This window comes from Zobellia barbeyronii (assembly GCF_018603515.1).
Classification (GTDB): domain Bacteria; phylum Bacteroidota; class Bacteroidia; order Flavobacteriales; family Flavobacteriaceae; genus Zobellia; species Zobellia barbeyronii.
In genome coordinates this window covers 155,749-172,287 of the sequence record NZ_JACATN010000003.1, presented here as the reverse complement: position 1 = coordinate 172,287, position 16,539 = coordinate 155,749, and the positions used below count along the sequence as shown (strand labels likewise).

Here is a 16,539-nt window from a genome sequence, read left to right as displayed (position 1 = left end):
TTATTTACATCTTAGAAATGTTTACAACACAGGAATATATAGCGCGTAGAGCAGGATTAAAGAAGTTGGTAGGAGAAGGGTTAATTCTTCTTACGGGCAATGATGAAGTGGGTATAAATTTTGAAGACAACATATACCCTTTTAGGCAGGATAGTACCTTTCTTTATTTCTTTGGAATTCAAACTTTTGGCCTAACGGCAATCATTGATTTGGACAATGATGAGGAGATTATTTTTGGTGACGATCCATCAATCGATCATATTGTTTTTTCCGGTCCTATAGAATCCTTAGAAAGCCAAGCCCGTAAGGTAGGAGTGTCTGCTGTAAAGTCGGTTTCAGAATTATCGGAATATCTTGGAGGGGCGGTTTCCAAAGGAAAAAAAGTACATTTTTTACCGCCATATAGAGCAGAACATTCCGTAAAATTATCAGCTTTATTACATGTGGCTATACCCAAACTTGAGGAGCATAGTTCTGTAGAGCTTATAAAAGCGATTGTAAAACTGAGAACTAAAAAATCTGCTGCTGAGGTTTTAGAAATCGAAAAAGCATTGAATATCACGGTAGAAATGCAATATAGGGCAATGGAAGTTGCCAAGCCAGCATTAAAAGAATCCGATGTTTTTGGGGAAGTAAGTAAAATTGCGCTTGCCAAGGGTGTTGGAACCTCGTTTCCGCCTATTGTAACCATCAATGGTCAGATTTTGCACAATCACTACAGAGGTAATGAATTGAGTGAAGGAGATATGCTCCTATGCGATTGTGGGGGAGAAGTAGCCTCTGGGTATGCGGGAGATCTTACCCGTACCTTTCCCATTGCAAAAAAGTTCAGTGCAACTCAGAAAGAGGTTTATGATATCATGTATGCGTCTTACCGCACAGCGGTAGAGATGTTACGACCAGGGCAATTGTTTTTAGATGTGCATTTGGCTGCAGCCGAAAAAATAGTTGAAGGTCTAATTACCCTTGGTCTAATGAAAGGAGACCCTAAAAAAGCAGTTGCAGAAGGAGCGCATACCATGTTTTTTCAATGTGGTTTGGGGCATTTGCTAGGGCTTGATGTTCATGACATGGAAAATCTGGGAGAACAATATGTGGGGTATACGGACACTTTAAAAAAACGAACCGATTTTGGTTTCCGTTCCTTACGATTAGGCCGTGCCTTAGAAGAAGGTATGGTATTAACCGTAGAGCCCGGTATTTACTTTATTCCAGAACTAATTGATTTGAGGAAAAAAGAAGGCAAATTCCAAGAATTCATAGATTATGAAGAACTTGAAAAATATAGAGATTTTGGAGGTATTAGAGTAGAGGATGTGTTTTTGATTACCAGCAATGGCGCACAAATTCTAGGAAACAGACTCCCCACTTCCGCAACGGAAATTGAAGAATTTATGGTATCACATAAAAGGCTGTAAAAGCTTTCATACGTAGCGTTATAATTGTTAGAGAAGACCTTGGTAAAACAAGGTCTTTTTTTGGTTCTCACTTTATTAAAATTAGCAATAAAAAAAAACAGCTAGGATATTGCCTAGCTGTTTTTATGATGTGTACGTCTCTATTTGTTGTAGTGCGTACTATAGAAGTAATCGATTATTAGTCATTGTCAATTCTGATGAAATCTCCGTTCATATCAAATTCTAGTTCAATAGTATTGTCCAATTCTACTTGCTGGTGGTCAAGTTCTAGCTCCCAATCGGTAATGAAATTGTTGGGATAGTTTGTAGACGCATACTCTTGTATAGCTTCCGGTAGTACTGAATTAGGAAGTTTTGATGTTCCGTCTATATCAATAACATCCATATTGCTATTGAACTCTAAACTAGTGTTATCGCTTAAACGGACATCGTAGCTTACTAGGTCGTTTTCAGTTTCTTTTTCCGTTTGAACTATGGAGTTGTCACCAAAATGTGTGGTGATGTACGTCTGAATAGTTTCTGGCGTCTCCTCTTCACTTAAATAGATTTCACTGGAATTGGAGTCGTCATCATCGCTACACGAGGTGAAAACGGTTAAAAACGATGCCATTGCGATTACGGGAATTTTTACTGTGTTTTTCATGGGGGTGTTTTGAATTAATTTTTTCATTTTCATTGTAATTTTTAAGCTGTTCAATCATATAAACTGAACGGTTTCTGTCTACATTTTATAAGGTTTTAATTGAAATACAATGCAAACTTAAAAGCGAAATCTGGAAAGAGTTGGGAATCAAAAGGGAAGCTTTTATAGAGGTTTTGAAACGGTAGTTCTTTCCAATTTTAAGACATCAGGAATAATGCTTTTATTATCTTAAAAGTTTTCCCTGGCCAACTAAGACATGTGCTTGAAAAAATAAATGATTTTGAAGAAATTAAAGAAGCCCATAGAATAACAGGCAATCAAAATATACATTTAAAAGTGGTGGTAAAAAATCAAATATGCTTGTAAGAATTAGTAGACCAGCTTATGGTTTTTAGAGAGACTAATACCTTTCTTATATTATCTAAAGTTTGGTGCTAATAATTTCCAATGGTTTGGCTGTTGGAGGTAGGACAGGTAGGGAATTTGTTTGTTTTTCACCTCAGTTCTTTGTTGTGTAACTTTTTATTTATCTAAATTTTAAAAGTTGTATAAATCGATCAATCTTGTCAAAAGCAATAAATGGAATTTTGTCTATTAATTCAGCTTTAATTACTTCAACTTTTTCAAGTATTGTCGCAGCCAACACATTATCATCACTTATTTCAATTTCCATGCTTTGAAGAACTCTACTAAGGTGAAGTACCGCAACTCTATCAGTTAATCCCAACTCGTAAAGAATTAATTTCATTTTTGTATCAATACCATACTGCAAAAATAAAGGCCAATTGAAAATTAGTGAGTTTGGCTTATAATCCTTGTCTTTCGCCATTTTGATTCGTATTACAGAGGATGCTAATGTTTGTAAATTATAAGCAATAAGACTGTTTATTAAACGAATTACCTTATAAACGTCTGTATTTAAAGCAAGGGCAATTTGACTATACCAGTTGCCTTCCATCCAAAGCTGAAATGCCTTGAGAATATCCTCATTAGATAGCTCATTTCCTTCTTTCATAGTCCAAACGTTGAATTTATCAAGTGCGCTTTGAAATTCTTTAGAAGGGAGCAACCCTTCTACGATTAAATAATTTATCCAATCCTCGTCTAAAGGTGAATTGAATTTCTTTGTCCAAATTTCATTTTCAAAATCGAAAATTTCAGATATTGATTGAAAACTTCTAAGCGAAGTACCAGATAGACGAATTTGAGCGAATTTCCCCTCTTCTATGTAACTTCTAATTTTATTGGCACGTAAATTAAATAATTGTTCTTGTGTTTGTTTTTCTTCTTCAGAAGCCTGATGATGGCTCAGAGTATTTGAGAGCATGTTGCTAACTACTTGTTCAAGTTCCTCGGGGTCAATGTCTTCAGAAAGCAAATCAATTAGTGAAATATCAATTGAATCAAGCCATTGAAGAAATTCTTCATTTTGAGCATCAAGGATTTCATTTGTAAGTTCAATTCCTTTGCTTCTCAAAACGCCAGTTATCTCACTAATCAGATTATACAACATCCCGTTTACTTGTTCTACACCTTCCTCGCGAATCAACTGTTTAACAAGACCTTGATCTCGTTTATGTGGTACAATGATTAATCCTTTAGTTTCTTTTCCAGCTCTTCCAGCTCTACCAACTAAGTTTTTCAAACTTCTCACAGTCATTGAAACTGGTCTTTTGTTTGGTCCCATACGTTGGGTACTATGTAAAACCATTGTTCTAATAGGGAGGTTCACTCCTTCAGCTAAAGTGGTATTACAAATTACCATTCTCACTTTTTCCTCCCTTAAGGCATCTTCGATTACTTCACGTACGTCTTGGGGTAAATCTCCATGATGAAAAAGTGCTCCTTTTTCAACTAACCTTGTAAGAAGGTAATCCTGACCAAACACTTCAGAAAAGTAGGCTTGTAATTTCTCAGTGTGTTCAGCTTCTGCATAATCTATCGGGTAATTCACTTGAATATGCTCGTTAGTTTGTCTTATAATTTCTTCTCCTAAATCTTCTACACCTCGATGTCCTCGTTTTTCTGTAGTGAAGAGTGCAACCGCTCCTGAAGGTAATGCGCGCAGCGCTACCGCTGATGAAATGCTTTTTAGGCTGCTAGTTGACTTTAATTGATCATCAGAGTGAAATTTTAAAGAGTCAGCTACTAAATATCTATATAAATCGTATCGAATTGGATATGTTGAAAGTGGGTTTACTATCAAGTTAAAATTGCCTTTTGAACCTTTTTCCAAAAAACCATATTCAAGTTGAGTAGGTCTGTAGTCCGAATCTATAACAGTTTCATCTGTACCTCCTAACCAACTGTTTATAGTACTAATATTTGGAATTATAGCAGAAATAAAAACAAAACGTCTACCAGGTTTTTTATGAGATTTTAGTCTAGATAATAGTAATTCGTAGCTTAAACCTCTCTGTTTATCATCTAGTAAATGACCTTCATCACAAATTATAGTATCAAAAGTGTCAAGAATCTTAGGTAATGCGTCTTCTACCGCCAACATTTTTTCGGGAGTTGAAACTAATAAGTTCACGGACTCTATAGCTTCTTGTTCGTCAGTATTAGGTAAATGACCACCATAAATGCTTTTAGTCTTAATATTCAAACTTCGAAGATGCTTACCCATACTTTGATTCAATTCAGCAGCAAGTGATCGAAATGGAGCTAAGTAAAGTGTCTTATGTTCTGAATTAATTTTCCAAGCATTGTAGATTACTAATTCACTGATAGCAGTTTTTCCAGCACTTGTAGGCATTTGAAGTGAAACGGTTTGATTGCTTAATACACCAGCAGCTAAGGCACGCTTTTGAGAAGGAAAGAAACTCCAAACTGGCACAGGACGTTTAAGAGAATACTGAACAAATGGCTTCCAATATTCTTTATCATCTATAAGTTGTAATAAATCGAACCAAATATTATCTCTTCGAAATGTATGTAGAATGGAGGATGCAAGTATTGAAGAGTGATACCTTTCAGCGTTGTTATCTTCTAAAATAATTTTATTTTTTAAATCTTTCTCAAGAGTTATTAACTCCTGTTCTTCACCATCAGACAAGAATCTTTGAACGAATTGACTTAATTCGTTATGAGCAGATAATTTTCGAGTTAAGAATTCAACTATAAATTTATCTGTTGGATAGTCATAATCTGTCTCGTTAAATTTACGCGCAAGCAATAAAGCGGATGCGGGAAAGTCAGATAAATAATACATGCTTGATGCGTAAAGCATATTGTCATGAAAACTTATTCCATGAAACGTTTCTCGTTTACCTTCTAGAGAGAAAATAACCAATCCGCTTCCAATAGCAAGTATGTCTTTCTTTTGTTCTTCAGTAAGTTCATTTTGCTTTAAAAGATCAAATGCTCTACAAAATAATGTGATATAAAAATCATCAAAAATTGGGAGGAAGGAATAATTCGCGCGGTCATCTTGAGGTAAGTCAAAATCTTTAAATGCCTGCCAAGATTCTGATTGGGCAATCCAAAGGTTTAATCGGATATTAAGACTCATTGTAAATGATTAATTATTGCACGAAAAGTGGCTTCATAAGCACCTTTGAGATTTTGCATACTGATTACTGACACTTCAATTTCATCATCGCTCAAATGAACTTCTTTGGCTATTTCAACTTCAACAAGGTCATCATCGATAATGGCAATCGCATGAAATTTCTTATAATAAGTAGGGTGTTTGTCAAGAAATCGGTATCGATTGATAGCTTCACGTAGTCGCGGTTTTCCTTCAGTGGCAAGCCTATCATGAATCCAATTAAGTGTTTTAGCTAGACGTTTAATCTTATCATCTATAGCTCCATTTATAGCGTTTTGTATTGGTGCACCTTTACTTGCTAAAGATTTCATTTTTGACTCTACTGCTTCTATTCCGTCTTTATCCGAAGGAGTATGTCCATGTCGATGAAACACGACTACATCAGAACCGTGACAAGCTTTATTTTTATCTCCCTTCCATCTCCATTTCCTAGGACCAACAAGCCAAACCCCTTTTTCTTGACCTTTGTTTTTTAGTAAAACAAAACAGAGCATTTCTCCAAAATCACCTGAACGAATGTTTGCATACTCCGGTATTTCAGGAATTTTGAATTGATTAAAAAAATCATGTTGAGGTAGTTCGTTCGCTTGCGACTGACTTTCTAATTCACTTTTGCTAATATAATTGATGTAAAAATCCTCTGGTAAACTGTCTAAAAAGTCTTGCCTTTCATCTTCATTTAGAGTAAATCGAACTAGTGCTTCTCCAGCAACCTCATTAAAATATCTCAGTACATCCATGTTTTGATTTTGCCATTTGAATCATTCAATTAGACTCCATTCGATTAAAAATTTCTATTGTTTCACTTATTCAATGTTGCACAACGGTTTGCATATGAAAAGTAGCGTTGAAAACAAACGCTAACTTTCGGAACACACAAGCCGAATTTTTAAATTTTACTATTTATTTTTTTATTGGAAATCGTCAAATTTAAAAATTTGGCGACTTTCCAAAAATGCCAAAACCTTAGTGTAAGCAATGATTTTCGCTATTTTTTAAATACATTGTTAGCTACAGTCTTTATCTCATTCAAGTTCAATGTACTTATTTTGTATCCGCTATACATTTGTTCGTCAATTGTTTTAGCAATTATACTTTCAGAAAGAGAATCTCTTTTCTGTCTTGCAATTTCTAAAGTCGTCGATTCTAATGTTGATATAATCTGATTCTTTATTTTCAAAGCAATATATTCACTAGACTTTTCTTGACTTCCGAAACGCTTAACTGTATTCAAAATTAAAGAGTCGATTAACGAGAGATTTACTGAATATCTGACTTCAGCATTTTCTCCGCCTTGAAATACTACTGAAATCGGTTGAGTTGTATTGTTGCTATTAAAATCATCTTCAGTATTTGTAAAGAAATAATCTTTGACATAAATCATTGCTACTCCAGCAATAATTATAATTAATACACCTATGATTATTCTTTTAATAATAGGCTCTTGTTGCACTTCATTTCCATCAGAGTGTTTTATTGTACTTGAGTTATCATTCGTGACTGTTATATTTTCTGCATTATAATTCTGCTGAATTTTTTGATTTTGGTCAGTTTGATTTTGAGAAAGCCATTCCTCGAAACCGCCAAATTCAACAGCCTCATATCCACTTCGAGTCAATTTCCAAGAATATTTACCTTGTCTTTCAATTAAACCAAATGCCCTAAGTTTATCTTTTGCTTTGAACAAATCTTTCGCTGAATCTTTTGAAAGTGAAACCCATCGCTTTTTATCGATTTCAAATAACATCTGATTCATATTTTTAGTTAATTCACTCATTTAATTTGCGATGGTTTTTAGATTGTAGCCAACAATTATAAAAAACAACTAGTTGCTTTATATCTCTAATCTAGCGGTAAAAAGAAACTAGCTATTTTATGTAGTTTTCTTTACCTTTTATATTCATCTATAAAGATCACAATACTAATCAAAATACGATTACAGAAATCCGTAAGTATAGTGTAAGAATAACACTATTCGTTAAAGTGTAGGAATTTATCGACGTAAGGGGGTCATACGTCAATTTTTGAGGAAAGTTTATTTAAAAAGAAATCTGGAGTTAGAAATCTGCAAGAAAGCTTCGGCCTAAAATGAAAATCACCTCTAGCGTATTGGGCAACAAGCATCATCGGCTTACAGCCCATAAAACATCCGCTGAAAAGCAAAAAATAAAAAATAAGAAACAATTCCAAGTTGGGTAGTGCGGTTACTTCTTCTTCTTAAAAAGGCTAATCACCTTCATTACTAATTTAACGCCTGCCAAGACTACCAAACCTACGCCAAGGCCTACTAGAAATTCTTTAACAATGTCCGGTAATTGTGGTAAAAGGTCATGGAAGAAATGAATGTTATGTACAAAAATACCACCGGCAACCAATAGGAGCGCAATAGTACCAATAACAGATAGACTTTTTATAACCCATGGTAAGGCACCTACCAAGAACCTGCCTACATAATCAGAAAAGCTATTATCCTGCTCATTAAGGTTAATGAGTTTAAGGCCAAATTCATCCATACGTACAATCATGGCTACAATACCATACACACCAACGGTGGCAATTAATGCAATTAGCGAAACTACGGGTATTTGAATATTTAACGGCTCATCTGCCACGGAGCCCAAGGCTATGATAACAATCTCTACGGAGAGTATAAAATCTGTTACAATGGCTGCTTTTACGCGTACTTTTTCCAAAGCAAGAATATCTGCTTCGGTCATTTCTGTATTCAAGGTTTCATGTGCGGCATCATGGTGCGGTACAAAAACCTCATAGATTTTTTCGGCTCCTTCATATGCCAAATAGAGTCCACCTAACACCAGCGCTACAATAATAGCGGGGGGCAATAGGTAACTTAACAGAAAGGCAATAGGCAGAATAATAATTTTATTGATCATGGAACCTTTGGAGATGGCCCAAAGCACAGGAATTTCACGATCGGACATAAAACCGGAGGCTTTCTCCGCATTTACTGCCAAATCATCTCCTAGAATACCGGCCGTTTTCTTGGCCGTAATTTTACTCATAGCCGCCACATCATCCATAAGTGCAGCAATATCATCTAGTAACGCAAAAAATCCTGAGGCCATAGCTAAAGGGGTGCTTTTTAATTATTCTTTATTTTTCTGACCTATAAACCAGTTATAGATAATTAGGATTACGGCCAGTACCAATAAAAGGTGAATTAGGCCTCCTAAAATCTGAAAGACCAAAAATCCTAAAATCCATCCAATAATCAACACTATTATGATACTATATATAAGATATTTCATGTTTTTCTCTCTTTTTTATGGTGTTCAGGGCCCAAAACGGGCATTTTGCACTTCATTCTTGAATTTTTAAAGTGGAGTGTTTTTGAACACAGGTTAAACATAACACTAAGATAATGGCCTGTTTTGAGGAGAATAGCCGCTATCCGTTTCTTTTTTGATGGATTCCATTGCAATGGGTTTTCAAGTGGAGTAGGAGGTTGCCAGAGACGTTAAGGCATTAAAAAACTGCCCCATAACTCCAAGTAAAATGTACTGGCGCCATGGGGCAGTTCTATATACTTCCGTAAACCGTACTTGTGCTTATTTCGTATAAATGAGCGCTGCGTAAGCAGGAATGGTAATTTGACCAGTGAACGGTTTTTCGTCCGTTGGTTCTTCTACTTTTTCCATGCCTTCCACCTCTAGTTCGGAGAAATCTTCATCATAGCCTTTCCAAGTGCTATTGAAACGTAATTTCCATTCTGCATCTTTGGCAACGCCAATTCCGTATTCTTCAAAAGCCTTGTTTCCAAAGTTTAGAATGACCAGAACAGGCTCATTATCATCAGCATCCCTACTACGGACATAGGCAAGGATTTTGGTGTCTTGGTTAAAGTGAACAATTTCTATCTGTTGCCCGCGCAGTCCGTTGGTGCGTTCTGCTTTTCCGGTTCTAAGTGCAATGAGGTCCGTAGATAGTTTATTAATGCCTTTAAGCTTATCTAGTTTTCCCCAATCCAATGCTTCCGTATCCTGAAAATATTCATCTTCAATAAATTCCTGACCCTGGAACAGCATAGGAATTCCCGGAGCGGTTAGGGTAAGAACAATACCCAAAATAGCACGTTTTTTAGCAAACGGACTTTCTGCATCTCCCGGCTGAATTTCTTCTGGAACACGTGCTTTGCCATTGGCAACTTCATCATGAGATTCCGTATAAACAATTCTTCTAAAAGCATCACCACTATAACTGTAGGTAAGGGCGTTCACAATTTGTTGAAGGTCTCTATCTGAGTCATTAATCATGGTAAGTACCTCACGAACGGGATGTACAAAATTCATATCCCACTGGGAGCCGTAACCCAAACCACCATATTCAGAACCGTCCGTTACTTTATCATCACCTTTTAGGTCTTCGGCAATGGTCAATACATGTGGGTATTTAGATTGAATTTGCATGTTAATATCACGCATAAGGATATTCCCTTCGTTTATTTCCGTATCCATTCCCAAACCACCACCTTCAAACCTAATATATGAAGTGGCATCCATACGGAGACCATCACAACGGTATTGTTCTATCCAGAAGATAGCATTGTCCGCAATGTATTTCCTTACTTCGGTCCGGCCATAATCAGGTCGGGTATCTCCCCATGGGGTTTCCGAACGGTAATCATTATAAAAATAGATACCACCTTTATCATTTTCGCTCCACCCATCAAATTGCCAAAGGGCTATATCCGAAGGTCCAAAATGGTTGTACACCACGTCCATAATAACGGCAATACCTTGTTTATGTGCCTCTTTTATCAATTTAGCAAATCCATCCGGCCCGCCGTAATCTTGTTCAATAGCAAAAGGATGCGCTGGGTTGTAGCCCCAAGAAATTCCACCTGCAAATTCTGCTACGGGCAGTAATTCTATACAGTTAATGCCCAGTTTTTTTAAATAAGGTAGTTTCTCAATAACATCTTCAAACGTACCTACCTGATCCGGTTTTTTACGGTTAAAAGTACCCACATGTAGCTCGTAGATAACCAGCTCGTTCCAATTTGGAATTTGAAAATCGTCTCCCTCCCAATCAAAATCTAGCTTCCTTGCAATAGAATTACCATTACTATTGGTAACCTCTACGGCATAGGGGTCGTTACGTTCATACTCGTTCTTACCGTTTATGATTAGGAATTTGTATTCGTCGCCCTCTTTACATTTTTCGGTAACGCCGGCCCAATAGCCATTATCCTCTAGTTCCAGTTCAAACTCGTCTTTTTTCCAATCGTTAAAATCGCCAATAACAAAAACTTTATCGGCATTGGGTGCCCAAACTCTAAAGGTAGTAGACGCATCATCTGTTAAGATGGCTCCCATACCCGCACTTTTATTTAAAATAGTTTCCATAATATTCGTATTTTTTATAAGCAAAAGGAGCTCATAAGTGTCTTATCAAAAATACATTGAAACGGAATTAGTAGGTAAAAAAGGAGGGCTTATAAATAACCCTAATCCGCTAAATATTAACCCTATAAATGGCTGATAACGGTACTTGTAATTTTGTATTCATTTTTATAGATAGAGCTGATAAAAGAGGGTGAAATATATAAATCTTTAGTAATCTGAAGGCAATACTTACAGCTTAGGATTGGAGAGAATTGAAGAATTAGTAAAATAATACCCTAGATAGGCGTTTTAGGGCCTTGATACTGTTTTTTAATTAAGAATTGCCAATGATTTTATCAGAACAATAAATATTTGCTAATTATCTAGTATGGTGATTGTTGAATAAAGTTGGAGGTTATCTTTGGCCTCCCTAAAACAGCTATATAACTTTTACAGGGTATGTTGATAATGAGCTAATTATGAATACCGGACCACTTATTTATATTGATGATGATGAAGACGACCGCATGTTGTTTCAAGAAGCCATGGAAGAGCTTTTTCCGATGCTGCCTGTGGAGTCTTATGAAAACGGACCGTCTTTTTTGAAAAGGTTGACTGGGGATATTTTCATTTTACCCAAAATTATATTTTTAGATTTGAATATGCCTGTAGTTAGTGGCGCGGAATGTTTGACCAGAATTAGAAAAAATACACATTTTACGGAAATACCCGTAATTATGTATTCTACTACAAGTAACCCCAAAGACCAATTGCGTTGTTTGGATTTGGGAGCCAATATGTTCGTTACCAAGTCTAGGTCTTATAACGCAATGAAAAAGCAGTTGACAGAAATAATCAATACACACCTTTTTTAATCTGACTTTGCTTTGTTGTCTCTTTTTGAAGTAGGCGAGGAGGTAGGTTTTGAAAACGGAGATAAAAAAAAGCCGGTCGTTAGACCGGCTTTTTCATTAAGAAATAAGATATTATTTCTTTGTAATATTCTTCATTTCAGTATAGTTGAACTTTTGTCCACCTACAGAAAGGTCAGCCATCAATCCTTTTTTTGGCTTGGCAAATACAACAACACCGTCGTCATAGCTTGCATTGGCAGCAACTCCTTTTTTCAATACTACAGCAGTAGCCTCGGCAGAAAATTCAAATTTATCTTGTTTAAATCTTTCTAAAGCATCTTCAGTTTCAAAGAAAATAATTTCAGTTAAGGCTTGTCCACCAGCTTGTAGGCCTATATCCAATTTTTTTAAATCGGCCATACCAACTGCTTTTCCGTTTTCATACAGTACGCCATTACCGGAAGCACCACCTACAATTAGTCCGCCTTCACCAACATTAGGGAAAATTACATAGCCAGAAGCATTGTCAAAAAACATGTCTAGGCCTTTGTTAGACTGTTGTAGTTTAGCTTTTGCATTCTCAGCATCTGCCATTACCCTTTGGTCATCTTTATCTTGTGCGGATGCTCCTAGAGTAAAAAGGAATGTAGCTGCTATTAAAATAGATTTTGTCATTTTCATATCAATAATATTTAGATTAAACATTAATTCTGATACAAAAGTACAGGGCGATCGTAGCTTAGATTAGCGCTAAAAGTTATAATTATGATTCAAAAAAAAGAAGTTTTTGAGGCAAAATTAATAGGATTAAAGTCAATATAATCCTGTTAGATAATGGGGTGAAAATTCAGTTAAACCAAAATAACAAATTGGCCAGGATTAGCTTCTTCTTTATCTTTATGAACCATAGATAATAAGCTCTTGTGAAGCATAATTTTTAGGTCATCAAAAGAAGAGGGTTTCTGAATATACTGGTTTGCGCCATCTGCCTGCAATTGGTTTACTTCTCTTTGAAGGTAAGAGGTAGAGTAGACAATAACCTTAATACCGTCAAATCTAGAAAAGTTCCTAATATCTGTTAAACACTCAAAACCGTTCATAAGTGGCATGTGTAAATCTAAGAAAACAGCATCCGGCAAATCTGTTGTAGAGAATAGATTGTCCATAAGATCTACACCATTATCAAACTGAGTTACTTTAGTAGCTATTTTGATTTCATCAATAGCTTCCACAAACAATTCGCGGTCCTCTTTATCATCGTCCGCTAAATAAAGGTTAAGAGTCATATCTATTTTCTGTTTTTGATTGGTCATCAAATAATGTCTTTGCTTGTATATCTAAAACTACTTGCCCAGATTTTAAAGGAAAAACATAATTACTTTTTTATATACGTCAAGTATCACCCTTTTGGAGCTTACTTTTTAAATTTTTTTTAGGGGAATTTGAAAGCGAAAATATTGTTTTTGTACTAAATGGCAGGAACGGATTAAAATATATATTAACTCAAATAGGATTTTCTCTTCAAAACGGTAAGTCAAGAGGAGTTAAAAAGTATCACAAAAGGAACTGATGGAGTTGTGATTAAAATGCGTAATCGGTAATTATTTGAGGTATTTCTAACGTAATCTTAATATTTATCTCGTGTCCGAACACGATTGTTATCTGTGTGCGCACACATTTTAAGACTTTTTACTAGGTTATTTGAGGTTGGGAAATTATATTCGTAAAATAAAGTTCTTACTTTTTATTGCAAAATAGGATTGATTTTTTTAATCAAATAATTGATTTTAAGCAGCTAATAGTAGTTGTGAAGCGTGGTTGCTGATAATTGTTATTTTGCGGAATGGGTAATTATTTTTAAAAGCTTGTAATCTTAAGTCAAATTTATATTTGAATTAGAAACATAATGTAGTAAAGGAGAATAGGCTGTATTCAAGGTAATCATAAATATCAAAACAACTTAGAACAATTGAAAATGAAGTATTTAAACACAAGTAAATTAAAATCCTTTGGGTACAACAGCGCAATGTTGTTAATGGCATCAAGTTTTTTTATAAGCTGTCAGGCTCAAAAAGAAGAAACCCCATGGACTGAACTTTTTGATGGTGAAACCTTAACGGGGTGGACCCAAAAAGGAGGTGAAGCTATTTATGAAGTTAGAGATAATACAATCGTAGGAACAACGGTAAGCAACACGCCAAATTCCTTTATGACATCTGATAAGATGTATGGTGATTTTATCTTGGAGTTGGATTATAAAGTAGATCCATCAATGAACTCAGGTATCCAGATTCGTAGTAACAGTTTTCCGTATTATATGAATGGAAGAATACACGGGTATCAAGTAGAAATTGATCCATCTGATCGTGCTTGGAGTGCAGGTATTTATGATGAAGCCCGTAGAGGTTGGTTGCACCCGCTACCTGATAGCAATACAAAGGCAAAGCAGGCTTTTAAACAAAATGATTGGAATCATTACCGCATTGAAGCTATTGGTGATACCTTAAAAACTTGGATTAATGGGGTACCAGCATCTCATTTAATTGATAGCCAAACGGCAAGTGGATTTATTGGCTTGCAGGTGCATTCTATACATGATGATAAAAAACCAGGTACTGAAATTGTATGGAAAAACATTAAAATCATTACTGACGATTTACCTAAATATTCAGAAAAGAGCCCTTTGCCAGCAGTTAATATGGCAAATAAACTTACTAAAAATGAACAAGATCAAGGTTGGGAATTACTTTGGGACGGTGCTACTACAGACGGTTGGAGAGGAGCTAAATTAGAAAGCTTTCCAGATAAAGGTTGGGAAATTAAAGATGGTATCCTTACGGTCTTGTCTTCCGGTGGAGAAGAATCTACTGCAGGTGGTGATATCGTTACCAAGGAAAACTATGGTGATTTTGAAATTAAAGTCGATTTCAAATTAACGGAAGGAGCCAATAGCGGAATTAAATATTACGTAGATACCAATATAAATAAAGGAGAAGGTTCTTCAATAGGTTTGGAGTATCAGATTTTAGATGATGCAAAGCACCCAGATGCAAAAAAAGGAAACCATGAAGGTAGCCGTACGGTTTCTTCTCTTTATGACTTGATAAAAGCGGACCCTAAGAAGCCAATTAAAGCAATTGGTGAGTGGAACACAGCACACATCATATCAAAAGGAAATCACGTTGAGCATTACCTTAACGGAGCTAAAGTATTAGAGTATGACCGTAAGAGTGATGCCTATAGAAAGTTAGTTTCTGAGAGTAAATATGCTAAGTGGCCAAATTTTGGTGAGTTAGATAATGGTCAAATTTTATTGCAAGACCACGGAGACAGAGTTAGCTTCAAAAACATTCAAATAAAAACACCTAAAGCCGATAAATAATGACGACAAGAAGGAATTTTATAAAGAAAACGGCAACAGGTTCAGTAGCCTTATCATTTAGCGGCCTTATTTTACCATCTATGGCCAATGCAAATATTCTTGGTGCTAACGACCATATTAACTGTGCTATTATTGGCGTTCGTAGTAGAGCCAAGGCACATGTAATGGCAATCCACGAGCAAAAAAATGCTAAGATTATTTATAGTTGTGATGTAGATGAAATTATACTTGAAGAGCACAATTTATGGTGCCAAGAAAATATTGGTTACATCCCAAAAAATGAAAAGGATTTTAGAAAAGTTTTAGAGGATAAAGATGTAGATGCGGTATTTATTGCCACACCAGAACATTGGCATGCTCCTATGGCCATAATGGCTTTACAGGCAGGAAAACACGTGTATGTAGAAAAACCATGTAGCCACAACCCTTATGAGAACGATTTGTTGGTAGCAGCTCATAAAAAGTACGGTAAAAAAGTACAGATGGGTAACCAGCAAAGGTCCGCAAAGACTTCTATAATGGGAGTGCAGGACATTAGAGATGGTGTAATAGGTGAAGTTTATAAGGGTGAGGCGTATTATAGTAATAACCGTGGTTCTATTGGAAAAGGTAATGAAATAGCTGCTCCGGATACGTTAGATTGGGATATGTGGCAAGGCCCTGCACCAAGAGAAAATTACAGAGATAATATACACCCGTACAACTGGCACTGGTTTAAGACTTGGGGTACAGGAGAGGTACATAATAATGGTACACATGAAATTGATTTATGCCGTTGGGCATTGGGTGTAGACCTTCCAGAGAGTGTTACTTCTTTTGGTGGTAAGTACACTTTTGATGATGATTGGCAGTTCGTAGACAACCAGCAGGTTACCTATAAGTATCAAGATGATAAATTCATTACGTGGACAGGTCATAGCCGTGGTAAAATAATACCAAACCAACCAGGTCGTGGTGCTACCATTTACGGTAGTAAAGGTATTATTCAGTTAGATCGTAATTTTTATAAGCTGTATGATTTAGATGGTAACCTTTTAAAGGAAGAAAAAGAGGGAGCAGAAAGTGCAACTACCAATACAATGGGGCAGGGGCAATTAGATGTAAACCATGTAGGGAACTTCTTTGAAGCTATAAGAACGGATAAATCCCTTCACTCGGATATCCAGGATGCTAGTATTTCAACTATGCTGTGCCATTTAGGTAATATTGCTCAGGATGCAGGAGAAACCATAAAAATTGACCAGACTACGGGTAAGATTTTAAATAATGAAAAGGCTATGGCCAGCTGGAAAAGGGAATATGCCCAAGGTTGGGAGCCAAAATTATAAAGCTTTGTAACCAGGA

Annotated in this window: 14 protein-coding genes; 5 read left to right on the top strand and 9 right to left on the bottom strand. The window is 36.0% G+C overall.

Annotated elements, in window-relative coordinates; genetic code table 11:
- The first annotated feature begins 17 nt into the window (after positions 1-17).
- A complete protein-coding gene (locus HW347_RS09305; protein WP_214611628.1) occupies positions 18-1,418 on the top strand; it encodes an aminopeptidase P family protein in 1,401 nt (466 codons plus the stop codon).
- Between the two features lie 178 nt (positions 1,419-1,596).
- Here the strand turns inward: HW347_RS09305 and HW347_RS09300 are convergent, their stop codons facing one another.
- Positions 1,597-2,061, bottom strand: coding sequence for a PepSY-like domain-containing protein (locus HW347_RS09300; protein WP_214611627.1), 465 nt, complete (start codon positions 2,059-2,061; stop codon positions 1,597-1,599).
- A gap of 204 nt (positions 2,062-2,265) precedes the next feature.
- On the opposite strand from HW347_RS09300, the gene HW347_RS20830 reads away from it, so the two are divergent.
- Positions 2,266-2,427 (top strand): Lrp/AsnC ligand binding domain-containing protein, encoded by a 162-nt coding sequence (locus HW347_RS20830; protein ID WP_394370278.1) that lies wholly within the window; start codon positions 2,266-2,268, stop codon positions 2,425-2,427.
- 160 nt (positions 2,428-2,587) lie between these two features.
- Here HW347_RS20830 and HW347_RS09290 read toward each other — a convergent pair whose 3' ends face one another.
- From HW347_RS09290 to HW347_RS09265, 6 genes are all read right to left on the bottom strand, one after another.
- The gene (locus HW347_RS09290) at positions 2,588-5,575 is read right to left on the bottom strand and encodes a DEAD/DEAH box helicase (protein WP_214611625.1); all 2,988 of its coding nucleotides are present in this window, start codon (positions 5,573-5,575) and stop codon (positions 2,588-2,590) included.
- Positions 5,572-6,354 (bottom strand): Hachiman antiphage defense system protein HamA, encoded by a 783-nt coding sequence (locus HW347_RS09285; RefSeq protein WP_214611624.1) that lies wholly within the window; start codon positions 6,352-6,354, stop codon positions 5,572-5,574. The genes HW347_RS09290 and HW347_RS09285 overlap by 4 nt, the downstream gene beginning before the upstream one ends.
- Before the next feature lie 248 nt (positions 6,355-6,602).
- Positions 6,603-7,391, bottom strand: coding sequence for a hypothetical protein (locus HW347_RS09280; RefSeq protein WP_214611623.1), 789 nt, complete (start codon positions 7,389-7,391; stop codon positions 6,603-6,605).
- A 427-nt stretch (positions 7,392-7,818) separates the two neighbouring features.
- A complete protein-coding gene (locus HW347_RS09275) occupies positions 7,819-8,700 on the bottom strand; it encodes a DUF808 domain-containing protein (protein WP_214611622.1) in 882 nt (293 codons plus the stop codon).
- A 21-nt stretch (positions 8,701-8,721) separates the two neighbouring features.
- Entirely contained in the window at positions 8,722-8,883 is a 162-nt protein-coding gene (locus HW347_RS09270) for a lmo0937 family membrane protein (RefSeq protein WP_214611621.1), read from the bottom strand.
- A gap of 300 nt (positions 8,884-9,183) precedes the next feature.
- On the bottom strand, positions 9,184-10,980 hold the full coding sequence (locus tag HW347_RS09265) for an alpha-amylase family glycosyl hydrolase (protein WP_214611620.1): 1,797 nt from the start codon (positions 10,978-10,980) through the stop codon (positions 9,184-9,186).
- A 458-nt stretch (positions 10,981-11,438) separates the two neighbouring features.
- Here HW347_RS09265 and HW347_RS09260 point away from each other — a divergent pair, with 458 nt between their 5' ends.
- Complete coding sequence (locus tag HW347_RS09260; RefSeq protein ID WP_214611619.1) at positions 11,439-11,834, top strand: response regulator; 396 nt, start codon at positions 11,439-11,441, stop codon at positions 11,832-11,834.
- A gap of 111 nt (positions 11,835-11,945) precedes the next feature.
- Here the strand turns inward: HW347_RS09260 and HW347_RS09255 are convergent, their stop codons facing one another.
- Entirely contained in the window at positions 11,946-12,494 is a 549-nt protein-coding gene (locus HW347_RS09255; protein WP_214611618.1) for a lipid-binding SYLF domain-containing protein, read from the bottom strand.
- A 170-nt stretch (positions 12,495-12,664) separates the two neighbouring features.
- The gene (locus tag HW347_RS09250; protein ID WP_214611617.1) at positions 12,665-13,126 is read right to left on the bottom strand and encodes a response regulator; all 462 of its coding nucleotides are present in this window, start codon (positions 13,124-13,126) and stop codon (positions 12,665-12,667) included.
- Between the two features lie 662 nt (positions 13,127-13,788).
- On the opposite strand from HW347_RS09250, the gene HW347_RS09245 reads away from it, so the two are divergent.
- On the top strand, positions 13,789-15,195 hold the full coding sequence (locus HW347_RS09245) for a 3-keto-disaccharide hydrolase (RefSeq protein WP_394370275.1): 1,407 nt from the start codon (positions 13,789-13,791) through the stop codon (positions 15,193-15,195).
- Positions 15,195-16,523 (top strand): Gfo/Idh/MocA family protein, encoded by a 1,329-nt coding sequence (locus HW347_RS09240; protein ID WP_214611616.1) that lies wholly within the window; start codon positions 15,195-15,197, stop codon positions 16,521-16,523. Before HW347_RS09245 ends, HW347_RS09240 begins: the two co-directional genes overlap by 1 nt.
- The last annotated feature ends 16 nt before the right edge of the window (positions 16,524-16,539 follow it).

Coding starts and splice junctions, on each gene's coding strand:
- HW347_RS09290 (WP_214611625.1), bottom strand. CDS start 5,575: ATGAGTCTTAATATCCGATTAAACCTTTGGATTGCCCAATCAGAATCT.
- HW347_RS09280 (WP_214611623.1), bottom strand. CDS start 7,391: ATGAGTGAATTAACTAAAAATATGAATCAGATGTTATTTGAAATCGAT.
- HW347_RS09275 (WP_214611622.1), bottom strand. CDS start 8,700: ATGGCCTCAGGATTTTTTGCGTTACTAGATGATATTGCTGCACTTATG.
- HW347_RS09245 (WP_394370275.1), top strand. CDS start 13,789: ATGAAGTATTTAAACACAAGTAAATTAAAATCCTTTGGGTACAACAGC.
- HW347_RS09255 (WP_214611618.1), bottom strand. CDS start 12,494: ATGAAAATGACAAAATCTATTTTAATAGCAGCTACATTCCTTTTTACT.
- HW347_RS09270 (WP_214611621.1), bottom strand. CDS start 8,883: ATGAAATATCTTATATATAGTATCATAATAGTGTTGATTATTGGATGG.
- HW347_RS09250 (WP_214611617.1), bottom strand. CDS start 13,126: ATGACCAATCAAAAACAGAAAATAGATATGACTCTTAACCTTTATTTA.
- HW347_RS09265 (WP_214611620.1), bottom strand. CDS start 10,980: ATGGAAACTATTTTAAATAAAAGTGCGGGTATGGGAGCCATCTTAACA.
- HW347_RS09300 (WP_214611627.1), bottom strand. CDS start 2,061: ATGAAAAACACAGTAAAAATTCCCGTAATCGCAATGGCATCGTTTTTA.
- HW347_RS09260 (WP_214611619.1), top strand. CDS start 11,439: ATGAATACCGGACCACTTATTTATATTGATGATGATGAAGACGACCGC.
- HW347_RS09285 (WP_214611624.1), bottom strand. CDS start 6,354: ATGGATGTACTGAGATATTTTAATGAGGTTGCTGGAGAAGCACTAGTT.
- HW347_RS09305 (WP_214611628.1), top strand. CDS start 18: ATGTTTACAACACAGGAATATATAGCGCGTAGAGCAGGATTAAAGAAG.
- HW347_RS09240 (WP_214611616.1), top strand. CDS start 15,195: ATGACGACAAGAAGGAATTTTATAAAGAAAACGGCAACAGGTTCAGTA.